The 19996-nt window shown below is 67.1% G+C and carries 19 protein-coding genes; 14 read left to right on the top strand and 5 right to left on the bottom strand.

The window, feature by feature from the left end; genetic code table 11:
• The first annotated feature begins 27 nt into the window (after positions 1–27).
• From ACVCNR_RS09445 to ACVCNR_RS09425, 5 genes are read left to right on the top strand one after another with little or no spacing between them, the layout of a single operon-like run.
• Positions 28–1524 carry a sugar ABC transporter ATP-binding protein gene (locus ACVCNR_RS09445; RefSeq protein ID WP_447074546.1) on the top strand — a complete coding sequence of 499 codons (1497 nt, stop codon included), beginning with the start codon at positions 28–30 and terminating at the stop codon, positions 1522–1524.
• A complete protein-coding gene (locus ACVCNR_RS09440) occupies positions 1524–2516 on the top strand; it encodes an ABC transporter permease (RefSeq protein ID WP_354193560.1) in 993 nt (330 codons plus the stop codon). The genes ACVCNR_RS09445 and ACVCNR_RS09440 overlap by 1 nt, the downstream gene beginning before the upstream one ends.
• Complete coding sequence (locus ACVCNR_RS09435; protein WP_354193388.1) at positions 2513–3469, top strand: ABC transporter permease; 957 nt, start codon at positions 2513–2515, stop codon at positions 3467–3469. The genes ACVCNR_RS09440 and ACVCNR_RS09435 overlap by 4 nt, the downstream gene beginning before the upstream one ends.
• A 22-nt stretch (positions 3470–3491) precedes the next feature.
• Positions 3492–4511 carry a LacI family DNA-binding transcriptional regulator gene (locus tag ACVCNR_RS09430; protein ID WP_354193390.1) on the top strand — a complete coding sequence of 340 codons (1020 nt, stop codon included), beginning with the start codon at positions 3492–3494 and terminating at the stop codon, positions 4509–4511.
• 27 nt (positions 4512–4538) lie between these two features.
• Positions 4539–5783 carry a Gfo/Idh/MocA family protein gene (locus ACVCNR_RS09425; RefSeq protein WP_354193391.1) on the top strand — a complete coding sequence of 415 codons (1245 nt, stop codon included), beginning with the start codon at positions 4539–4541 and terminating at the stop codon, positions 5781–5783.
• 17 nt (positions 5784–5800) lie between these two features.
• Here the strand turns inward: ACVCNR_RS09425 and ACVCNR_RS09420 are convergent, their stop codons facing one another.
• From ACVCNR_RS09420 to ACVCNR_RS09410, 3 genes are all read right to left on the bottom strand, one after another.
• Positions 5801–6109 (bottom strand): hypothetical protein, encoded by a 309-nt coding sequence (locus ACVCNR_RS09420; RefSeq protein WP_447075670.1) that lies wholly within the window; start codon positions 6107–6109, stop codon positions 5801–5803.
• A 128-nt stretch (positions 6110–6237) separates the two neighbouring features.
• Positions 6238–6705 carry a hypothetical protein gene (locus ACVCNR_RS09415; RefSeq protein WP_447074544.1) on the bottom strand — a complete coding sequence of 156 codons (468 nt, stop codon included), beginning with the start codon at positions 6703–6705 and terminating at the stop codon, positions 6238–6240.
• A 77-nt stretch (positions 6706–6782) separates the two neighbouring features.
• A complete protein-coding gene (locus ACVCNR_RS09410; RefSeq protein ID WP_354193393.1) occupies positions 6783–7664 on the bottom strand; it encodes a LysR family transcriptional regulator in 882 nt (293 codons plus the stop codon).
• 180 nt (positions 7665–7844) lie between these two features.
• Here ACVCNR_RS09410 and ACVCNR_RS09405 point away from each other — a divergent pair, with 180 nt between their 5' ends.
• On the top strand, positions 7845–9341 hold the full coding sequence (locus tag ACVCNR_RS09405; protein WP_447074543.1) for a CoA-acylating methylmalonate-semialdehyde dehydrogenase: 1497 nt from the start codon (positions 7845–7847) through the stop codon (positions 9339–9341).
• A gap of 462 nt (positions 9342–9803) precedes the next feature.
• On the opposite strand, the gene ACVCNR_RS09400 is transcribed toward ACVCNR_RS09405, so the two are convergent.
• Both ACVCNR_RS09400 and ACVCNR_RS09395 read right to left on the bottom strand, forming a co-directional pair.
• Positions 9804–10226: a VOC family protein gene (locus tag ACVCNR_RS09400; protein WP_447074542.1), complete on the bottom strand. Its 423-nt coding sequence runs from the start codon at positions 10224–10226 to the stop codon at positions 9804–9806.
• Between the two features lie 207 nt (positions 10227–10433).
• Positions 10434–11096, bottom strand: coding sequence for a GntR family transcriptional regulator (locus tag ACVCNR_RS09395; RefSeq protein ID WP_447074541.1), 663 nt, complete (start codon positions 11094–11096; stop codon positions 10434–10436).
• A 98-nt stretch (positions 11097–11194) separates the two neighbouring features.
• Between ACVCNR_RS09395 and ACVCNR_RS09390 the strand changes: the two genes are divergently transcribed.
• From ACVCNR_RS09390 to ACVCNR_RS09355, 8 genes are all read left to right on the top strand, one after another.
• A complete protein-coding gene (locus ACVCNR_RS09390; protein ID WP_447074539.1) occupies positions 11195–12088 on the top strand; it encodes a dihydrodipicolinate synthase family protein in 894 nt (297 codons plus the stop codon).
• Between the two features lie 31 nt (positions 12089–12119).
• Positions 12120–13385: an NAD(P)/FAD-dependent oxidoreductase gene (locus ACVCNR_RS09385; RefSeq protein ID WP_447074538.1), complete on the top strand. Its 1266-nt coding sequence runs from the start codon at positions 12120–12122 to the stop codon at positions 13383–13385.
• 11 nt (positions 13386–13396) lie between these two features.
• A complete protein-coding gene (locus ACVCNR_RS09380) occupies positions 13397–14398 on the top strand; it encodes a 4-hydroxyproline epimerase (protein ID WP_447074537.1) in 1002 nt (333 codons plus the stop codon).
• 342 nt (positions 14399–14740) lie between these two features.
• Positions 14741–15643: a branched-chain amino acid ABC transporter permease gene (locus ACVCNR_RS09375; protein WP_354193403.1), complete on the top strand. Its 903-nt coding sequence runs from the start codon at positions 14741–14743 to the stop codon at positions 15641–15643.
• Between the two features lie 3 nt (positions 15644–15646).
• Positions 15647–17212 carry a high-affinity branched-chain amino acid ABC transporter permease LivM gene (livM, locus tag ACVCNR_RS09370; protein ID WP_354193405.1) on the top strand — a complete coding sequence of 522 codons (1566 nt, stop codon included), beginning with the start codon at positions 15647–15649 and terminating at the stop codon, positions 17210–17212.
• Positions 17212–18735 carry an ATP-binding cassette domain-containing protein gene (locus tag ACVCNR_RS09365; RefSeq protein WP_354193407.1) on the top strand — a complete coding sequence of 508 codons (1524 nt, stop codon included), beginning with the start codon at positions 17212–17214 and terminating at the stop codon, positions 18733–18735. The genes livM and ACVCNR_RS09365 overlap by 1 nt, the downstream gene beginning before the upstream one ends.
• Complete coding sequence (locus tag ACVCNR_RS09360) at positions 18735–19463, top strand: ABC transporter ATP-binding protein (protein WP_447074536.1); 729 nt, start codon at positions 18735–18737, stop codon at positions 19461–19463. The genes ACVCNR_RS09365 and ACVCNR_RS09360 overlap by 1 nt, the downstream gene beginning before the upstream one ends.
• Positions 19464–19570: 107 nt before the next feature.
• The gene (locus ACVCNR_RS09355) at positions 19571–19918 is read left to right on the top strand and encodes a DUF6867 family protein (protein WP_354193409.1); all 348 of its coding nucleotides are present in this window, start codon (positions 19571–19573) and stop codon (positions 19916–19918) included.
• Positions 19919–19996 lie beyond the last annotated feature (78 nt).

The following is a 19996-nucleotide window of genomic DNA, read 5'->3' as shown; positions in this document are numbered from 1 at the left end:
CGCATGCCGCATGATGGCGGCAGGACCATGAGCAGGTTGCAACTCAAGGGCGTCGGCAAGAGCTACGGCGCGACCAGGGCGCTTCGCCACGCCGATCTCGACATCGAGGCCGGCGAGGTGCATGTGCTGATGGGCTCCAACGGCTCGGGCAAGAGCACGCTGTCCAAGATCGTCGCCGGTTCCGTGCGGCCCGATACGGGCGAAATCCTGCTCGACGGCAAGCCGGTTTCCATCACCGGGCCGCAGGCGGCGCGGGCGCTGGGCATCGCCATCTTCTACCAGGAACTGTCGCTGGCCGCGCACCGCACGGTGGCGGAAAACATCTGCCTCGCCGACCTGCCGTCGCGCGGCGTGTTCGTGGACGGCGCGGCGCTGGAAGAGCGGGCAGCACTCTATGCCGCCCTGTTCGACGGCGTGACCGGCGACGGTTTCTCGCTCGACGCCGTGGTGCAGGACCTGCGCGCCGACCAGCGCCAGCTCGTCGAGATCATGAAGACGCTGGCCGGCGAGGCGTCGGTGCTCATCTTCGACGAGGCGACCTCGGCGCTCGACCGGGCGCAGGTGGAGCGCTTCTTCGACATCCTGCGCGATCTGAAAGCGCAAGGACGCTCGATCATCTTCATCTCGCACCGCATGGACGAGATTTTTTCGATCGGCGACCGCGCCACCGTCATCCGCGACGGCGAGATCGTCGGTTCGCGGCAGATTGCCGAAACCACGCCGGCCGAAATCATTTCCATGATGGTGGGTGGCCTGGAAGAAGCAGCGACCGCAGCCGATGCGGCACCGGCCCGGCCGGCGGATCCGCCGGTGCTGTCGGTGCGCGGCCTGACCGGGCGGGGCTTCTCCGACATCGGCTTCGAGGTGCGCGCCGGTGAAATCCTCGGCTTCGGCGGGCTGCACGGGCAGGGCCAGTCGGCGGTGCTGCGGGCGCTGTTCGGCGCCAATCCGCCGACGGCCGGCAGCGTCGAGCTTGGCGGAAAGCCGCTCCATCCGAAAAACCCGCGCGGGACGATCCGGCAGGGCGTTGCCTATGTGTCGGGCGACCGCTCCCGCGACGGCGTGGTGACGGGTCGCCCGATCCTCGAAAACGTCATGCCGATCCACTATCTGCGCGAGCGCATGGTGCTGGCCAACCCCTCCGCGCTGGCGGCCAAGGCGCTGCCGGCCTTGCAGGCGCTCAAGACCAAATTCGCCGGCCTCGGCCATCCGATCTCGTCGCTCTCCGGCGGCAACCAGCAGAAGGTGGTGATCGCGCGATGGCTGATCGACCGCCCCGCCGTGCTCCTGCTCGACGATCCCACCAAGGGCATCGACCTGTCGGCCAAGGCGGACCTGTTTTCGCTGATCCGCAAGCTGGCCGAGGAGGGCATGGGCATCGTGCTCTATGCCTCGGAGGATGCCGAGCTGCTCGACAATGCCGACCGCATCCTCGTCTTCAACGGCGGCGCGATCCGGCGCGAGCTGACCGGGGCGGCGCGCACCCGCTTCAACCTCTACCAGGCCGCATACGAGGCTGCATGATGGCAAGCATCGAGGCCCCCGCCCGCCCCCGCAGCAGCAGCGCCGTGAAGCGCGCCTTCGAGCGCTATCCCTTCCTGCCGGCGCTGATCATCCTCGTGGTGCTGATCGCGCTCAACGGCTGGTTCCAGCCGCGCAGCCTGTCGCTGGTCGGGGTGACGGGGCTGGTCAAGACCTATCTGGCGCTGATGCTGCTCGCCGTCGCCCAGACCTACGTCATCTATGCCGGCGACATCGACCTTTCTGCCGGCGCCATCGTGTCGCTGGTCAATGTCGTCATCGTCGGGGTGATGGCGCAATGGGGCGGGGATGGCGTGACCATCGTCGCCGCGCTTGCCATCGGGCTGGCGACCGGGCTCGCCTGCGGCATCGTCAACGGCATCGTGGTGGCGGCTTTGCGCCTGCAAGCCATCGTCGCCACCTTCGCCACGTCGATCTTCTTCACCGGGCTGGCGCTCTATATCCAGCCGGTGGCCGGAACGCCCGCGCCGACCGCCTTCTGGCGCACCTATGGCGGGCGCATCCTCGAAATCCCCTTCGTCTTCTATGCGATTATCGTGTTCGCGGTGCTGCTCGCCATTCTGGTGCGCACGCGCCTGTCGCTGCGGCTGCTCGCGGTCGGCGACGGGCAGCAGGAAGCCTATCAGAGCGGCCTGCCGGTGACCGCGATCCGCATGGGCGGCTATGCGCTGTGCGGCGTGTTCGCGGCGCTCGCCGCCTTCTGCATCACCGGCGATACGGCGAGCGGCGACCCGCTGGTCGGCGGCAAGATGACGCTGTTCTCCATCGCCGCCGTGGTGCTGGGCGGCAGCGCCCTTTCCGGCGGCTACGGCACCGTCGTCGGCTCGGTGATCGGCGCGCTGATCATCGGTTTCATCAACTCGCTGGTGTTCTTCGTCGGCACGCCTTCGGAATGGCAGAACCTCGTGCAGGGCGTCGCCATCCTGCTGGCGCTGATGGCCGGCGTGCTGGTCGGGCGGAGGGCGCGGGCATGAGCGCGGTGACCGCCTTCCTCAGGCAGCCGCTGGTGGTGGCCCTGATCCTGATCGCCGTCCTGTTGTGGCTCGGCGAGGCGCTGTCGCCGGGCTTCGCTTCCGGCCAGCAGATCCTGCGCCTGCTCATCGTCGCAGCGCTGCTCGGCATTGTCGCGGCCGGGCAGAACCTCGTCATCCTCGGCGGGCGCGAGGGCATCGACCTGTCGGTCGGCGGCGTGGTGTCGCTCAGCGCCATCATCGCCGGCAATCTGATGGCGGGCGACAATGGCGGCATTCCGCTGGCCATCCTCGCCTGCGTCGTCACCGGCGCGTTCTTCGGCCTGCTCAACGGCATCGGCGTGACGCTGCTGCGCATCCCGCCGCTGGTCATGACGCTCGGCATGCTGGGCGTGCTGCAAGGGCTGCTGGTGGTGGTGCGCCAAGGCATCCCCTCGGGCCGCGCAGCACCTGCGCTGGCTGATTTCGTGTCGCGCACCTTCCTGTTCGGCCTGCCCGGCATTCTGTGGCTGTGGATCGCCATCGGGCTGGTGATGGCCTTCCTGCTCAACCGCACGGTGTTCGGCCACCGCATCTACGCCATCGGCTCCAACGAGCAGGCGGCGTTCATGGCCGGCGTGCCGGTCAAGGCGATCCGCATCGCGCTGTTCGTGCTGTCGGGGGTGTTCGCGGCGATCGCCGGCATCTGCCTGCTCGGCTATTCGGGCTCGTCCTTCGCCAATGTCGGCGAGCAATACATGCTGGCCTCGATCATCGCCGTGGTGTTCGGCGGCACGCCGCTGTCGGGCGGCAAGGGCGGCTATACCGGCACCATGGCCGGCGCCTTCCTGCTGGTCATCCTGCAAAGCATCCTGACCACCGTCAACATCGACGAATCCGGCCGCCAGATGGTGTTCGGGGCCACGCTTCTGGTGCTGATGCTGTTCTACGGCCGCGGCCGCTCGATGAGGGCGTGATGGGGCGGGCGTGACGAAACCCATGACAAGGCGGCCGAAGATCAAGGACATTGCCGAGCGCCTCGGCGTCTCGCCGGCCACCGTGTCGCGGGCGCTGGCCGACACCGGGCTGGTGGCGGAGCCGACGCTGTCGCGCATCCGCGAGGCGGCGAGCGCACTCAACTACCGGCCCAATGTCAGCGCCCGCAATCTGCGCACCCGCCGCTCCATGGCGGTGCTCCTGGTGGTGCGCGACATCGGCAATCCCTTCTATCTCGACGTGGTCAAGGGCGTGGAGGCGGCGGCGCGGGCCGCCGGCTATGCCGTGCTGATGGGCAATGCCGAGAACGACCCCGAGCGTGAGACCGAATATTTCGACATGCTGCGCGACGGCCATGCCGACGGCATGATCCTGATGACCGGCTCGCTGCCCTCGACACCGGACTTTCGCCGCCACCTCTCGCCGGACCTGCCGGTGGTGGTGGCGCTGGAAATGATCGAGGGCGTCGGCTTCCCGCATGTCCAGATCGACAACGAGGCGGCAGCCAGGCAGGCGGTGGAGCATCTGGTCGGGCTCGGCCATCGCCGCATCGCCCATGTCTGCGGGCCGGTGCCGGAGGAGATGAGCGTGCGCCGCCGGGAAGGCTATCGCGCCGCCATGCAGGCGGCCGGCCTGCCCATCCCCGAGGGCTATGAGCAGCGCGGCGACTATCTGCTGCAATCGGGCCGCGACGCCTGCCGCCGGCTGCTGGCGCTGCCCGAGCCGCCCACCGCCATCTTCCTCGCCAATGACGAGATGGCCTTCGGCGCCATCCACGAATTGCGCCGCATGGGCCGCGACGTGCCGGGCGACGTGTCCGTCGTCGGCTTCGACGATCTTTATTTGAGCGAGGCCTTCTTCCCGCCGCTCACCACGGTCGCGCAGCCGCGCGCCGAGATCGGCAGGCGGGCCATGGGCATGCTGCTCGACATGCTCTCCGGCGGGCCTGCGCCGCATGACCCGGTGATCCTGCCCACCACGCTGAAAGTGCGCGGCACCACCGCCGCGCCGAAGATTTCCTGAACAACGCCATTCCTGAAAGGAGCGACCATGACGGAGTTTCCGAAAGCCACGCTGCGGGTCGGTTTCGTCGGCAGCGGCTTCATCGCCCATTTCCATCTGAAGTCGATGCTCGGCGTGCGCAATGTCGAGGTGACGGGCGTCTACAGCCGCAGCGCCGAAAACCGCCAGCGCTTCGTCGATCAGGTGACGGAACTGGGGCTGGGCGCCTGCACCGGCCATGACAGCCTGGAATCGATGTTGCACGCCGACAATGTCGACGCCATCTGGATCCTGTCGCCCAACCACACCCGCCTCGACATCATGCGCACCATCCATGCCGAGGTGAAGGCGGGGCGCAGCAAGGTGTTCGCGGTTGCCTGCGAAAAGCCGCTGGCGCGCACCGTGCGCGAGGCGCGCGAGATGCTGTCGCTGGCCACCGATGCCGGGCTCAACCATGGATATCTGGAGAACCAGGTGTTCTCGACCCCGGTGCTGCGCGGCAAGGAGATCATCTGGCGGCGCGCCGCCTCCACCACCGGCCGGCCCTATCTGGCGCGCGCGGCGGAGGAGCATTCCGGCCCGCATGAGCCGTGGTTCTGGCAGGGCGACAAGCAGGGCGGCGGGGTGCTCTCCGACATGATGTGCCATTCGGTCGAGGTCGCCCGCCATCTGCTGACCGCGCCCGGCGCGCCGCGCAGCTCGCTCAAGATCAAGGCGGTGAACGGCACGGTCGCCAATCTGAAATGGACGCGGCCGCATTATGCCGACCAGTTGCGCGCCCGCTTCGGCGCCGAGGTCGATTACCGAAACCGGCCGTCCGAGGACTTCGCGCGCGGCACCATCACGCTGGAGGACGAGGACGGCAACGAGCTGGTGATCGAGGCCACCACCTCATGGGCCTATGTGGGGGCGGGCCTGCGTATCCAGCTCGAACTTCTGGGGCCGGAATATGCGATGGAGTTCAACTCGCTTTCGACCGGGCTCAAGGTTTTCATGTCGCGCGAGGTGAAGGGCTCGGAAGGCGAGGACCTCGTCGAGAAGCAGAATGCCGAGCAGGGGCTGATGCCGGTGCTGGAGGACGAGGCGGGCGTCTATGGCTACACCGACGAGAACCGCCACATGGTCGAGTGCTTCCGCAAGGGCGAGACGCCGCTGGAAACCTTCGAGGACGGGCTGGGCGTGGTCGAGATGCTGATGGGCCTCTACCGCTCGGCCGAGACCGGCGAGACGGTGCGTTTCCCTGCGCCGGAACTGGAAGACTACGTGCCGGTGGTGGCGCGGCGGGGCGCGTAGAGCCCGGGAAAAAGGCTTCAGGCCGAGCCGGCGATGCGCATGGTGCGCAGGTCCGCCACCGGCTTGTAGCGGATCGCCGCCATCAGCGCGGTGCACAGCATGTCTGTGTCGGCGCGCTCGTTCGGGCGCCAGTTGCAGGGGCAGGCGTTGGGGCCGGAATGGCTGTCGGCAACCTCGCGGTAGACCTCGCCGACGGCGCGCGCGGCAAGCCGCATCACCGCCATGGGCGGCAGGCCGCTGCGCCCCATGATGCGGCAGAACTCGTTCATGATCGTGATGCGCAACTGGTCCTGCGCCTCGTCCTGGCGTCGTTCGATTTCCACCATGTTGGTCAAGGCCTGCTGCTCCGCTTCTATCCATGCCGCCGCTTGCCGGGCTTTCATATTAAAGTGGATAAAAATAATCAAGATTAAATTTGAAGCGCCGCCCGCGACCCTGAACCTGTCCGCTCCGGTCAGCCGGTCTGGCAGGCGTCGAGCATGGCCTGCACGGCCTCGCCCGCGTCGTAGAGCGGATAGTCCTGCCTGTCGCCCTCGATGGTCAGCGTCAGCGGTCCGGGCGAGGTGAGCAGGCCTTGAAGGCGCGCGTCGAGCAGCGTTTCGCCCTGCAGGATGAACAGTTCGTCCATCAGCAGCCTGGTGCCGGTGGTCGCAAGCGGCACTTCGATGTCGCCGGCCGAAAGCAGCACCGCCACCGCGACGCCGTCTTCGGCATTGGCCGGCTCGTGCTCGATGACCACGGTCAGCGGTGTGCCCGGCCTGTCGCAGCGGAACGAGACCGGCGCATAGCCGCTGTCGGGCGTGCCGTAGATCAGCTCGATGCCGCCTTCGCCGGCCGGCTGCGTGAACCATGACAGGTCTTCCGCCGATGCCGTGCCGGCAAGCGCCAGCCCCAATGTCAAAACTGCGATTTTCGGTCCCACGCCCTTGCCCCTGTTCAGCCCGGGCGGAAAATCTCCGAAAAGCAAGCGGTTGGCAAGGCCGCCGGCCTGTTCGCCTGTCAGGAAAACAGGGCTCGCTCGCGTTCGACGGCCCGGGTGATAAAGCTCGCCACGGCCTGCACGCGGCGCAGCGGCCGCACCGTCTCGTGATAGACCAGCCAGTAGGAGCGGCGGATCGGGGCCACCGCCTCGACCGGCACGAGCTCGGGCATGGAGCGGGCGATGAAGGTGTGCAGGATGCCGATGCCGGCACCCGAGCGCACCGCTTCGGCCTGCCCCAGCGCAGAGGAGATGGCGAAGGCGGAGCGCCAGTCCGCGCTGAATTCGGCCTCGTAGTCGAGCGAGGGGCTGACGATCAGGTCCGGCACATAGCCGATCAGCGCGTGCTGCGGCAGCTCCGTGGCGTTCTTCGGCAGGCCGTAGCGTCCGGCATAGTCGCGCGAGGCGAACAGGCCCAGCGTATAATCGACCAGCTTGCCCGCCACCAGCCGGCCCTCCTGCGGCCGCTCGACGGTGATGGCGATGTCGGCCTCGCGCCGCGACAGCGAAAAGGAGCGCGGCACCGGCACGAGCTGGATGGTGAGGTCGCGGTGCTGGCGGGTCAGCTCGCCGAGGCGCTTGGCGAGGAAGGCGACGCCGAAGCCGTCCGGCGCGCCGATGCGCACCGAGCCGGAAATGTCCTCGTCCTCCTCGGCCACCGCCGAGCGGGCGGCGATCACGTCGGCCTCCATGCGCTCGGCGATTTCGAGGAACCGCTCGCCGGCCGGCGTCAGCTCGCTGCCCGTGGTGAGGCGGCGGAACAGTTTTGCCCGCAGCGCCTCCTCCAGCGCGCCGATGCGCCGCGACACGGTGGCGTGGTTCAGCTCCAGCCGCCGCGCCGCGCCGAGGATCTGCCCCGAACGGGCCACGGCGAGGAAGATGCGCACATCGTCCCAGTTCACGGGCTTTTCCTTCCTTCTGGACCAGCGACAGATCCTACTATGCACCAAATAAAGCACGCAACGAGTCCGTTATGCTAAATTTGCACAACGGATGCGTTTCCGCTCGCATTGCCAAGCTTGTCAGGACGGTGAACAATCCGGCCCAATGAAAATCTTGGCATCCATCCAGGGAGTGAGAGCATGATTGAGTACGGCCATTTCATCGACGGCAAGCATGTGAAGGGCGCTTCGGGCCGCACGGCGGACGTGTTCCAGCCGCTCGACGGTTCGGTCCGCGCCAGGGTGGCGCTGGCCTCCAAGGCGGAGCTTGACGCGGCCGTCGCGGCGGCCAAGGCGGCGCAGCCGGCCTGGGCGGCGACCAACCCGCAGCGCCGCGCCCGCGTGCTGATGAAGTTCCTGGAACTGGTGGCGCGGGACAATGACGAACTGGCCGAGCTGCTGGCCCGCGAGCACGGCAAGACCCTTCCCGACGCCAAGGGCGACATCCAGCGCGGCGTCGAGGTGGTCGAGTTCATGCTCGGCGTGCCCCACCTGATGAAGGGCGAGTTCACCGAGGGCGCCGGCCCCGGCATCGACCTCTATTCGATCCGCCAGCCGCTCGGCGTGGTCGCCGGCATCACCCCGTTCAACTTCCCGGCCATGATCCCGATGTGGAAGTTCGCCCCGGCCATCGCCTGCGGCAACGCCTTCATCCTCAAGCCCTCGGAGCGCGATCCGGGCGTGCCGATGCGCCTGGCCGAACTGATGCTGGAAGCCGGCCTTCCCGCCGGTATCCTCAACGTGGTCAACGGTGACAAGGAATCGGTCGACGCCATCCTCGACCATGAGGACATTTCGGCCGTCGGCTTCGTCGGCTCATCGTCGATCGCCCAGTACATCTATGCCCGCGGCTGCGCCAACGGCAAGCGCGTGCAGTGCTTCGGCGGCGCCAAGAACCACATGATCATCATGCCCGACGCCGACATGGACCAGACGGTCGATGCGCTGGTCGGCGCCGGCTACGGCGCGGCCGGCGAGCGCTGCATGGCCGTTTCGGTGGCCGTGCCGGTCGGCAAGGCCACCGCCGACAGGCTGATGGACAAGCTGATCCCGCGCGTGGAAAGCCTCAAGATCGGCCCCTCGACCGATCCGAGCGCCGATTTCGGGCCGCTGGTGACGAAGCAGGCGCTGGACCGGGTGCGCGGCTATGTCGATCTCGGCGTTCAGGAAGGCGCCAAGCTGGCGGTCGACGGGCGCGGCTTCAAGATGCAAGGCTACGAGGACGGCTTCTATCTCGGCGGCTGCCTGTTCGACGAGGTGACGCCCGACATGCGCATCTACAAGGAGGAGATCTTCGGGCCGGTGCTGTCGGTGGTGCGCGCCCATGATTTCGAGGAAGCGGTGCGCCTGCCTTCCGAGCACGAATATGGCAACGGCGTCGCCATCTTCACCCGCGACGGCGATGCGGCGCGCGAATTCGCGGCCCGCGTCAATGTCGGCATGGTCGGCATCAACGTGCCGATCCCGGTGCCGGTCGCCTACTACACCTTCGGCGGCTGGAAGAAGTCCGGCTTCGGCGACCTCAACCAGTACGGCCCCGACGCGGTGCGCTTCTACACCAAGACCAAGACGGTCACCACGCGCTGGCCGTCCGGCGTCAAGGAAGGCGCCGAGTTCTCGATGCCGCTGATGAAATAGCACCGGACGTCGATCTGTCTGCGCGTCCTCGCCTTCGGCTGCGGGCGCGCGGCGCGGCGTCAAGGAAGGCGCCGAGTTCTCGATGCCGCTGATGAAATAGCACCGGACGTCGATCTGTCTGCGCGTCCTCGCCTTCGGCTGCGGGCGCGCGGCGCGGCGTCAAGGAAGGCGCCGAGTTCTCGATGCCGCTGATGAAATAGCACCGGACGTCGATCTGTCTGCGCGTCCTCGCCTTCGGCTGCGGGCGCGCGGCGCGGCGTCAAGGAAGGCGCCGAGTTCTCGATGCCGCTGATGAAATAGCACCGGACGTCGATCTGTCTGTGCGTCCTCGCCTTCGGCTGCGGGCGCGCGGCGCGGGTCAAGGAAGGCACCGAGTTCTCGATGCCGCCGATGAAGTGACGTTGTTCGGCTGATTCCGGCACGCGGCCCCTGCTCCCGTCAAAACGGGAGCAGGGGCCTTTTTTACAGGCCGAACGTCACCTGTCCGCGATCGTCGATGGTCCAGGCCGGGTTCCAGGCGATTTCCCAGGCGTGGTCGTCGGGATCGGCCACATAGCCGCGGAAGCCGCCATGTGTCGGGGCGTCGGCTTTCCGCAGCAACCTGCCGCCCGCCGCCAGCAGGCGCTTCATGACGGGCTCGACCTCTTCCGGATCGGGCACGTTGTGGGCGAGGGAGAAGGCGCCCGGAGCCAGAAGCCCGGTCCGGTTCATGTCCTGCTCGAGGGCCGGCTTGCTGAATGTGCCGAGGACGAAACCGTTCATCTGGTAGAAGATGATCTCGTCGTTCTCGAAGACCGGGCGCCAGCCGAACCCCTCGACATAGAAGCTGCGGGAGCGGGCGAGATCGGCGATGCCGAGCGTGATGATGGAAATTTGCTGTTGCATGTCCAAGTCCTCTTGTTCGCCCCGCATAATTGCGAAGGCGTTGAAGGTCTTGGGCCGCCGCATGTGCGACGGAAGGACCCGCCTGGAGATTTCGCATTGCGCGGAAACCGCCTCCGGCGGGGGCCGGGCCAACCGCACCGACCTAACCTGTTTCAGACAGGCCGAGGTTCTCACAGCCGGGCGGCGGTGGCAAGGCCGGCGTGATGCTCAGCGGGTGGCGGCGTCCTCGGCCAGGCCGCGCAGCAGGTCCATCAGCCGGTCGGCGTTGGCGGCGGCGGCATCCTCGTCGCCGTCGAGGATCGACTGGATCAGCGCCACATGGTGGGCCGCCGAATCGGCCAGCCCCGTCTGGGCGCGATAGCGGAACCAGAAGCGGCGGCTGTGGGTTTGCAGCGGCGCGGCGACGCGCGCCGCGAAGATGTTGTCCGCCGCCAGCGCCAGCGCCTCGTCCATGGCCTTGTCGGCGGCGAGGAAGGCGAACACGTCGCCGGCGAGGACGGCCTTCTGCATGGACAGCGCCGCGTCATGGAAGCGGTCGGCGGCCTCGCGGGTGACGAAGCGGGCGGCGGAGCGGGCAAGCACCATCTCCACCCCGCGCCGCGCATCGATGACGCGCAGCCAGTCGCCGGCGTGCAGCGGCGCCACCGCGATGCCGGCGCGCGGCCGCACCTCGAGCAGGCCTTCCCATGCCAGCCGCTGGATCGCCTCACGCACCGGCGTGCGCCCGAGGCCGAGACGGTCGATGAGGGCGCCTTCGGTGACGAAGCTGCCGGGCGGCAGTTCGAGGGTGACGATCATCCGCTCCAGGGCGTGGTAGGCCCTGGCGGTGGCGGGTTCGGAGCTGTCGTTCGACGCGGATATCACACGCATCTCCTTGGGCGAGAAATTGATATATCACCAGACCGCACGGCTTGACAGCTCTCAAGTCCACAGATATATCTCAAATATATCAGATGGAGAACAAGGCGATGTGGGCAGGCGTTATTCCGGCGGTTACGACGAAATTCACCGAGGACGACCGCCTCGACCATGCGGAGATGGAACGCTGCTTCGGCGTCCAGATCGACGCCGGCTGTGATGGCATCATCGTCGCCGGCTCGCTGGGCGAAGGGCCGATGCTGTCGCATGACGAGAAGATCGAGGTGTTCCGCACCGCCCGCAAGGTGGCCGGTTCGCGCCCGGTGCTGATGACCGTCAACGAGGCGGCGACCCGCGAGGCGGCGAGCCTCGCCAGGCGCGCGGCGAAGGAGGGCGCCGACGGGCTGATGATCGTGCCGAGCCCGATCTACCACACCAACCCGAAGGAAACGGTCGACGCGCTGAAGGCGGTGGCGAGCGCCGGCGGCCTGCCGGTGATGATCTATTCCAACCGTATCGCCTACCGGGTCGACGTCACCGTCGACGACATGGAAGAGCTGGCCCGCGACGACCTGTTCGTCGCCATCAAGGAATCCTCCGACGACATCCGCCGCTCGACCGAGATCATCAACCGCTTCGGCGACCGCTTCGATCTGTTCACCGGCGTCGACAATCTGGCCTTCGAGGCGCTGTCGGTGGGCGCGGTCGGCTGGGTGGCCGGTCTGGTCGTCGCCTTCCCGCGCGAGACGGTGGCGATCTACCAGCTCATGAAGCAGGGCCGCCGCGAGGAGGCGCTGGCCATCTATCGCTGGTTCCGGCCGCTGCTTGACCTCGACGTCTCCACCTATCTGGTGCAGAACATCAAGCTGGCCGAGGTCCACGCCATCGGCTCCAGCGACCGGGTGCGCATGCCGCGCCAGCCGCTGTCCGGCGAGCGCCGGGCCGCGGTCGAAGAGATCATCAAGGCGGCGATCGCGGTGCGCCCCGAATTGCCGAAGTTCTGAGGAAAGGGGCAATGCCGGGGCGGAGGATTTCATGAACCAGCCTTCCGCTCCCCGGCCATCGTCGCCTCATGTCGGCATCGTCGGGGGCGGCATCGTCGGCATCGCCGCGGCGGCCTGCCTGGCCGAGGCGGGGTTTTCCGTCACCGTCTTCGACCGCACCGGCATCTGCGAGGAAACCAGCTCCGGCAATGCCGGCGCCTTCGCGTTCTCGGACGTGCTGCCGCTGGCCCAGAAGGGCATGATGCGCCACCTGCCGCGCTGGCTGGCCGATCCGCTCGGGCCGCTTTCCATTCCGCCCGCATATCTGCCGACCCTCCTGCCGTGGCTGTGGCGCTTCTGGCGGGCGGGCGCGCCGTCCCGCTACGAGGCGGCGCTGTCGGCGCAGGCGGCGCTGATGCAACTGGCCGAGCGCGAATGGGCGGGCCTGATGCAGCGTTCCGGCACCCTGCCGATGCTGCGGGAGGAGGGCTCGCTGGAGCTTTACGAGAGCGAGGCCGAATTCCGCGCCGCACTTCCCGGCTGGGCGGCGCGCGACCGCTTCGGTATCGCCTACCGCCATGTCGAGGGCGCGGAACTTGCCGGGTTGCAGCCGGGCCTGTCGCCCCGCTTCGTCAAGGCGACCTTCGTGCCCGGCTGGAAGACGGTCGCCGACCCGAAGCTGCTCGGCAAGGCGCTGTGGGCCCATGCCGAGCGCCTCGGCGCCCGGTTCGAGAACGGGCTCGTGGAGGGCGTCGAGACGGTTGGCGAAGGCCCCGCCATCCTGCTGCGAGGCGGGGAGCGCCGGGCATTCTCCAAGGTGCTCATCGCGGCGGGCGCCTGGTCGCATCGGCTGGCCGCCGGCCTCGGCGATCGCATCCCGCTGGAAACCGAGCGCGGCTACAACACGACGCTGCCGCCCGGCGCCTTCGATGTGCGCCGGCAGATCGTCTTCCCGGCCCATGGCTTCGTCATCACGCCGCTCGACACCGGCCTGCGCATCGGCGGCGCGGTGGAACTGGCGGGGCTGGAGCGGCCGCCCAACCATGCCCGTTCGAAGGCGCTGCTGGCCAAGGCGCAGCGTTTCCTGCCCGGCCTCGATCCGCGCGGCGGGCGCGAATGGATGGGCTTTCGCCCGTCCCTGCCCGATTCGGTGCCGGTGATCGGCCGGTCCGCCCGCTCGCCCGACGTGTTCTATGCCTTCGGCCACGGCCATCTCGGCCTCACCCAGGCGGCGGCCACGGCCAGGCTTGTGCGCGGCCTTGCCGAGGGGCAGTCTCTTCCCATCGACCTCGCACCCTTTTCGCCCCAGCGCTTCTGACGGAGGAACATATGGCGCGTCACTCCTTCTTCTGCATCGACGGCCACACCTGCGGGAACCCCGTGCGGCTGGTCGCCGGCGGCGGACCCCGGCTGGAAGGCAACACGATGATGGAGCGGCGGGCCCATTTCCTGGCCGAATATGACTGGATCCGCACCGGGCTGATGTTCGAGCCGCGCGGCCACGACATGATGTCGGGCTCCATCCTCTATCCGCCGACGCGCGACGATTGCGACGTCGCCATATTGTTCATCGAGACCTCGGGCTGCCTGCCCATGTGCGGCCACGGCACCATCGGCACCGTCACCTTCGCGGTCGAGCATGGGCTGGTGCGGCCGAGGGTGCCGGGCGTGCTGCGCCTCGACACGCCGGCCGGGCTGGTGGTGGCCGAGTATCGGCAGGTCGGCGACCATGTCGAGGAGGTGCGCATCACCAACGTGCCCTCCTTCCTCTATGCCGAAGGGCTCGCGGTGGAGTGCCCGCAACTGGGCAGGCTCACGGTCGACGTCGCCTATGGCGGCAATTTCTACGCCATCGTCGAGCCGCAGGACAATTACCGCGACATGGCGGACCACACGGCCACGGACCTCGTCGCCTGGAGCCCGGTGCTGCGCCAGCGCCTCAACGAGAGCTACAGCTTCGTCCATCCGCAGAACCCCGGCATCGATCGGCTCAGCCATATCCTGTGGACCGGTGCGCCGCAGCACCCGGAGGCGCATGCGCGCAACGCCGTGTTCTACGGCGACAAGGCCATTGACCGCAGCCCCTGCGGCACCGGCACCTCGGCGCGCATGGCGCAGCTGGCGGCCAGGGGCCGCCTCAAGGCGGGTGACGACTTCATCCACGAATCGATCATCGGCTCGCTGTTCAAGGGCAGGGTCGAAAGCGAAACCGAAGTGGCCGGCCGGCCGGCGATCGTGCCCTCCATCGGCGGCTGGGCGCGCATGACCGGGCTCAACACCATCTTCATCGACGAGCGCGATCCCTTCGCTCACGGATTTGTGGTCAGATAGGTGCGGGATGCGGCAGCCGGGCTGTGAGGAGAGGCGATCGGCGCGCCCTTGACCAAAGTCAAGACGCAAGGATCACCCAATATTGATGTTGATGTTAAATTTTTCTTGCATGAATGGCGTGTAAAAGCTCGGAAACGTCAATGACATTGCATTGGGCCGATGCTAGGTTCCGCCCTGACCTACCGACAGGATGCATCTCCCGCGATCAAAGGCAATCTCATCCCAAAGTCGCGCAACAGAACAAAAATTGGAGTTGCAATCCGGACTTGAAACCGTACCACTAGGGGAAATACGAGAAGGAATGCGCCCGATCCGGCGACATTCCAGGGGAGCGGCTTAAATATGCAATATTTCATCCAGCAGCTTATAAACGGGCTGACGCTGGGATCGATCTATGGCCTGATCGCGATCGGCTATACGATGGTCTACGGCATCATCGGCATGATCAACTTCGCGCATGGCGACATCTTCATGGTGGGTGCCTTCACTGCGCTGATCGTGTTCCTGATCCTCGGCGCGATGTTCTATTCGGTGCCGGTGGCCGCCGCCCTTCTGATCATGATGATCATCTCCATGCTGCTGGTCAGCCTCTACAACTGGGTGATCGAGAAGATCGCCTACCGCCCCTTGCGCGGCTCCTTCCGGCTGGCGCCGCTGATCACCGCCATCGGCATGTCGATCGTGCTGTCGAACTTCGTCCAGGTCACCCAGGGCCCGCGCAACAAGCCGATCCCGCCCATGGTGAGCCAGGTCTACAACATCTACGGCATCTCGGTCTCGCTGAAGCAGATCATCATCGTCGTGGTCACCGCGCTGCTGCTGGTCATCTTCTGGTACGTGGTCAACAAGACGGCCCTGGGGCGGGCCCAGCGCGCCTGCGAGCAGGACCGCAAGATGGCCGCGCTGCTCGGCATCAATGTCGACCGCACCATCTCCATCACCTTCATCATCGGCGCCTCGCTGGCCGCCGTCGCCGGCACCCTGTTCCTGATGTATTACGGCGTGGTGGTGTTTTCCGACGGCTTCGTGCCGGGCGTGAAGGCCTTCACCGCGGCGGTGCTGGGCGGCATCGGCTCCATTCCCGGCGCCGTGGTCGGCGGCCTCGCCATCGGCTTCATCGAGAGCATCTGGTCGGCCTATTTCTCCATCGACTACAAGGACGTGGCGGCTTTCTCGATCCTCGCCATCGTGCTCATCTTCATGCCCTCCGGCATTCTCGGCCGGCCGGAAGTCGAAAAGGTCTGACCCATGGCCATCGCTGAAACAACCAAGACCGCCGGCACTGCAAATGTCGCTGCGGGGCTGCGCGAGGCTTTCTACGCCGCCGTCATCGCCTTCTTCATGTTCGTGCTTCTGGTCGGGGTGAAGACCGACCAGAACATCCATAACGAGCTGGTGCTGGTGCCGCGTCCCTACCTGCTGGCCGGGCTGGTGGTGCTGGCGGCGGTCGTGCGCTTCGTGCAGGTCGTCTACCTGACGCCGTTCCTGGCGGCGCAGAAGGTGGCCGACGTCAAGACCGGCCTGCTTCCGACCAGCGTGGCGCTGCGCGTCTTCAACACGCGCAACCTCGTCATCGGCGTGATCCTGGCCTGCGGCCTGCTTTTGTTCGGGACGAGCCTGCAGGCGGCCGTGGGCCCCTATTGGGGCGCCTGGCTCGGCCTGCTGCGCGCCGCGGCCATCATCTATGTGATCGCCTGGGGCATCTTCTACTTCCGCAGCTTCATCAGCGCCTATTCCTATTCGCTCGGCTTCACTGTGCTGGTGCTCTATCCGATCGTCATGGTGTCGCTGTTCGGCTTCCAGGGCTCGCTGAAGTGGGTCGACAATTTCGGCATCCAGATCCTTATCTATGTGATGCTGGCCTGGGGCCTGAACATCGTCGTCGGCCTCGCCGGCCTGCTCGACCTCGGCTATGTCGCCTTCTACGCCGTCGGCGCCTATTCCTATGCGCTGCTCGGCACCCAGTTCGGCTGGTCGTTCTGGATCCTGCTGCCGGCCGCCGGCGCCATGGCGGCGATGTGGGGCATCATCCTCGGCTTTCCGGTGCTGCGCCTGCGCGGCGACTACCTGGCCATCGTCACGCTCGCCTTCGGCGAGATCATCCGGCTGGTGCTGATCAACTGGCGCGAGGTCACCAACGGCGCCGCCGGCATTTCCGGCATTCCGAAGGTCAGCTTCTTCGGCGTGATCTCGTTCAACGTCTCCGACCCGAACTACATCGCCAAGGTGTTCGATATCGCCACCTCCGGCGCCTACTATAAGATCTTCCTCTACTACCTCATCCTGGCGCTGTGCATGCTCACCGGCTATGTCACCATCCGCCTGCGCCGGCTGCCGGTCGGGCGCGCCTGGGAAGCCTTGCGCGAGGACGAGATCGCCTGCCGCTCGCTCGGCATCAACACCACCACGACCAAGCTCACCGCCTTCGCCATCGGCGCCATGTTCGGCGGCTTCGCCGGCTCCTTCTTCGCCGCGCGGCAGGGCTTCGTCAGCCCCGAATCCTTCATCTTCCTGGAATCGGCGATCATCCTCGCCATCGTGGTGCTGGGCGGCATGGGCTCGCTCGGCGGCATCGCGGTGGCCGCCGCGGTGATGGTGGGCGGCACCGAGATCCTGCGCGAGATGCAATTCCTCAAGATGATCTTCGGGCCGGACTTCACGCCCGAGCTCTACCGCATGCTGCTGTTCGGCGCCGCCATGGTGATCGTCATGGTGTGGAAGCCGCGCGGATTCGTCGGCAGTCGCGAGCCGACCGCCTTCCTGAAGGAACGCAAGGCTGTCTCGGGTTCGTTCACCAAGGAAGGGCACGGCTGATGAATGCGACGACCCCTGCAGCGATGCCGATCCTCCAGGTCGAGCATCTGTCGATGAAGTTCGGCGGCCTGGTCGCCATCGGCGACCTGTCCTTCGACGTCCGGCGCGGCGAGATCACCGCGCTGATCGGCCCCAACGGCGCCGGCAAGACCACGGTGTTCAACTGCATCACCGGCTTCTACAAGCCGACCGAGGGCATGATCCGCTTCACCGGCCGGGCGGGCAACGAGTTCCTGCTGGAGCGCATGCCGGACTTCCAGATCACCGCCAAGGCCAAGGTGGCGCGCACCTTCCAGAACATCCGGCTGTTCTCCGGCATGACGGTGCTGGAGAACCTGCTGGTCGCCCAGCACAACAAGCTGATGAAAGCCTCGGGCTACACCATTCTCGGCCTGTTCGGCGTCGGCGGCTATCCGCAGGCGGCTGCCGAATCGATCGAGAAGGCCAAATACTGGCTGGACAAGGCCGACCTGACCCAGCGGGCCGACGATCCCGCCGGCGACCTGCCCTACGGCGCCCAGCGCCGGCTGGAGATCGCGCGGGCCATGTGCACCGAGCCGGAGCTGCTGTGCCTCGACGAGCCGGCGGCCGGCCTCAACCCCAAGGAGTCGCTGGCGCTCAACGCCCTGCTCAACGACATCAAGGCCAACACCGGCACCTCGATCCTGCTGATCGAGCACGACATGTCGGTGGTCATGGGAATCTCCGACCACATCGTGGTGCTGGAATATGGCCGCAAGATCTCCGACGGCACGCCGGAGGAGGTGCGCACCGATCCGCGCGTCATCGCCGCCTATCTCGGCGTTGACGACGAGGAGGTCGAGGAAGTGCTGATCGAGGTCGGCGACGAGGAGGTCATCGAGCAGCTCGATACCGGCCCCGACACCGAGCATGGGCCGGAGGCGTCGGCCTCGATGCTGGCCGGGCCGGTGAGCGACACGGTGGTGCACGGCAATGGCGAGCGGGTGACGGTCGAGAAGGGCGCCGGCAAGGCCGAAAGGGCCGGGACGGCAAAGCCGGCCGCCGCCACGCCTGTCGTGAGCAAGCCTGCCGCCAAGGCGGCAAAGCCGGCCAAGGCACAGCCTGCTCCTGGGCCGAAGGCCGAAACGCCGGTGAAAGCCTCCAAGCCGGCCGGTGCGGCGAAAACCGGCAAGGCAGGCCCTGCGGCCAAGGCCGCGTCCGCCGCTGCACCCGCGACGAGCACGCCTGCGAAGGCGAAGGCCGCTCCGGCATCGGGCAAGGCGGCCGGAATCTCCAACCGGCTGCCGGCGCCGCGCGGCGGCAAGGCCGACGACCTCCAGCTCGTCAAGGGGATCGGCCCGGTCAACGAGAAGAAGCTCAATGCCCACGGCATCTATCACTTCGACCAGATCGCCGCCTGGAAGAAGGCCGACATAGCGGCCGCGGAAGCCTATCTGGCCTTTGACGGCCGCATCGCCCGCGAAGACTGGATCGGCCAGGCCAAGGCGCTGGCCAGAAAGGCCGCATCCGCACCGGCAACCAAGCGCGGGGGGCGCAAGTAATGTCCAAGGCACCGCTGCTCGACGTCAAGCGCGTCGAGACCTTCTACGGCAACATCCAGGCCCTCAACAGCGTCGATGTGAGCGTCAACGAAGGCGAGATCGTCGCGCTGATCGGCGCCAACGGCGCCGGCAAGTCGACGCTGATGATGACCATCTTCGGCACGCCGCGGGCGTCTTCCGGCATGATCACCTTCGCCGGCACCGACATCACCCGCCTGCCGACCCACGAGATCGCCCGGCTGCGCATCGCCCAGTCGCCGGAGGGGCGGCGCATCTTCCCGCGCATGACCGTGCTGGAAAATCTGCAGATGGGCGCCAGCCTCGACAACCTCAAATATTTCAACGAGGACGTGGAGAAGGTGTTCGCCCTGTTCCCGCGTCTCAAGGAGCGGCTCAGCCAGCGCGGCGGCACGCTCTCGGGCGGCGAGCAGCAGATGCTGTCGATCGGCCGCGCCCTGATGGCCCGGCCGAAGCTGCTTCTGCTCGACGAGCCGTCGCTGGGGCTCGCCCCGCTGATCGTCAAGCAGATTTTCGACGCCATCCGGGAACTGAACCGCACCGAGAGCCTTACCGTGTTCCTGGTCGAGCAGAACGCCTTCGCCGCGCTCAAGCTCGCCCATCGCGGCTATGTGCTGGTCAACGGCCGGGTGACGATGAGCGGCAGCGGCAAGGAGCTGCTGGCCGATCCGGAAGTGCGCGCGGCCTATCTGGAAGGCGGCCGCCACTAGGACAAGGCCGGCCGGCGGGCTTCGGCCCGGCGCCGCGCCGGAAACACTGGAAGAACGCGTTATGCGGGCGCCCGGGGCGGCGTCCCGCAAAGTCGGGAGGCAGCATCATGCAGGGCATTCTCTACGAGGAACCCTCAATCTGGCAGTTCTTCTTCGTCACCTGCCTGCTCGGCGGCTGGGCGGCGTGGATGACGGGGCGGGCCTGCGCGCAGACCTGGCGGCCGCCGCTGGCGCTGTTCTTCTATCTGATGGGCCTCGGCCTTGCCGTGCGCTTCATCCATCATGCGCTGTTCAACGGCACCATGTTCAGCCCGCAATACTATCTCGTCGACACCGTCGTGCTGATGGTGCTGGGTTTCCTGGGCTACCGCTACACGCGCACCAACCAGATGGTGACCCAGTACAGCTGGCTCTACGAGAAGGTGTCGCCGCTGAGCTGGCGCTCGAAAGGCTAGGATCGGTCGGGAACAGGGCGGGCGGATGCCGGTAAATTCCATGCCAGCGCAGGCGGATGGGACGGGTTCGATCCGGGC

It is taken from the genome of Aquamicrobium terrae (assembly GCF_052978165.1).
This window is presented reverse-complemented; position numbering and strand designations above follow the sequence as displayed.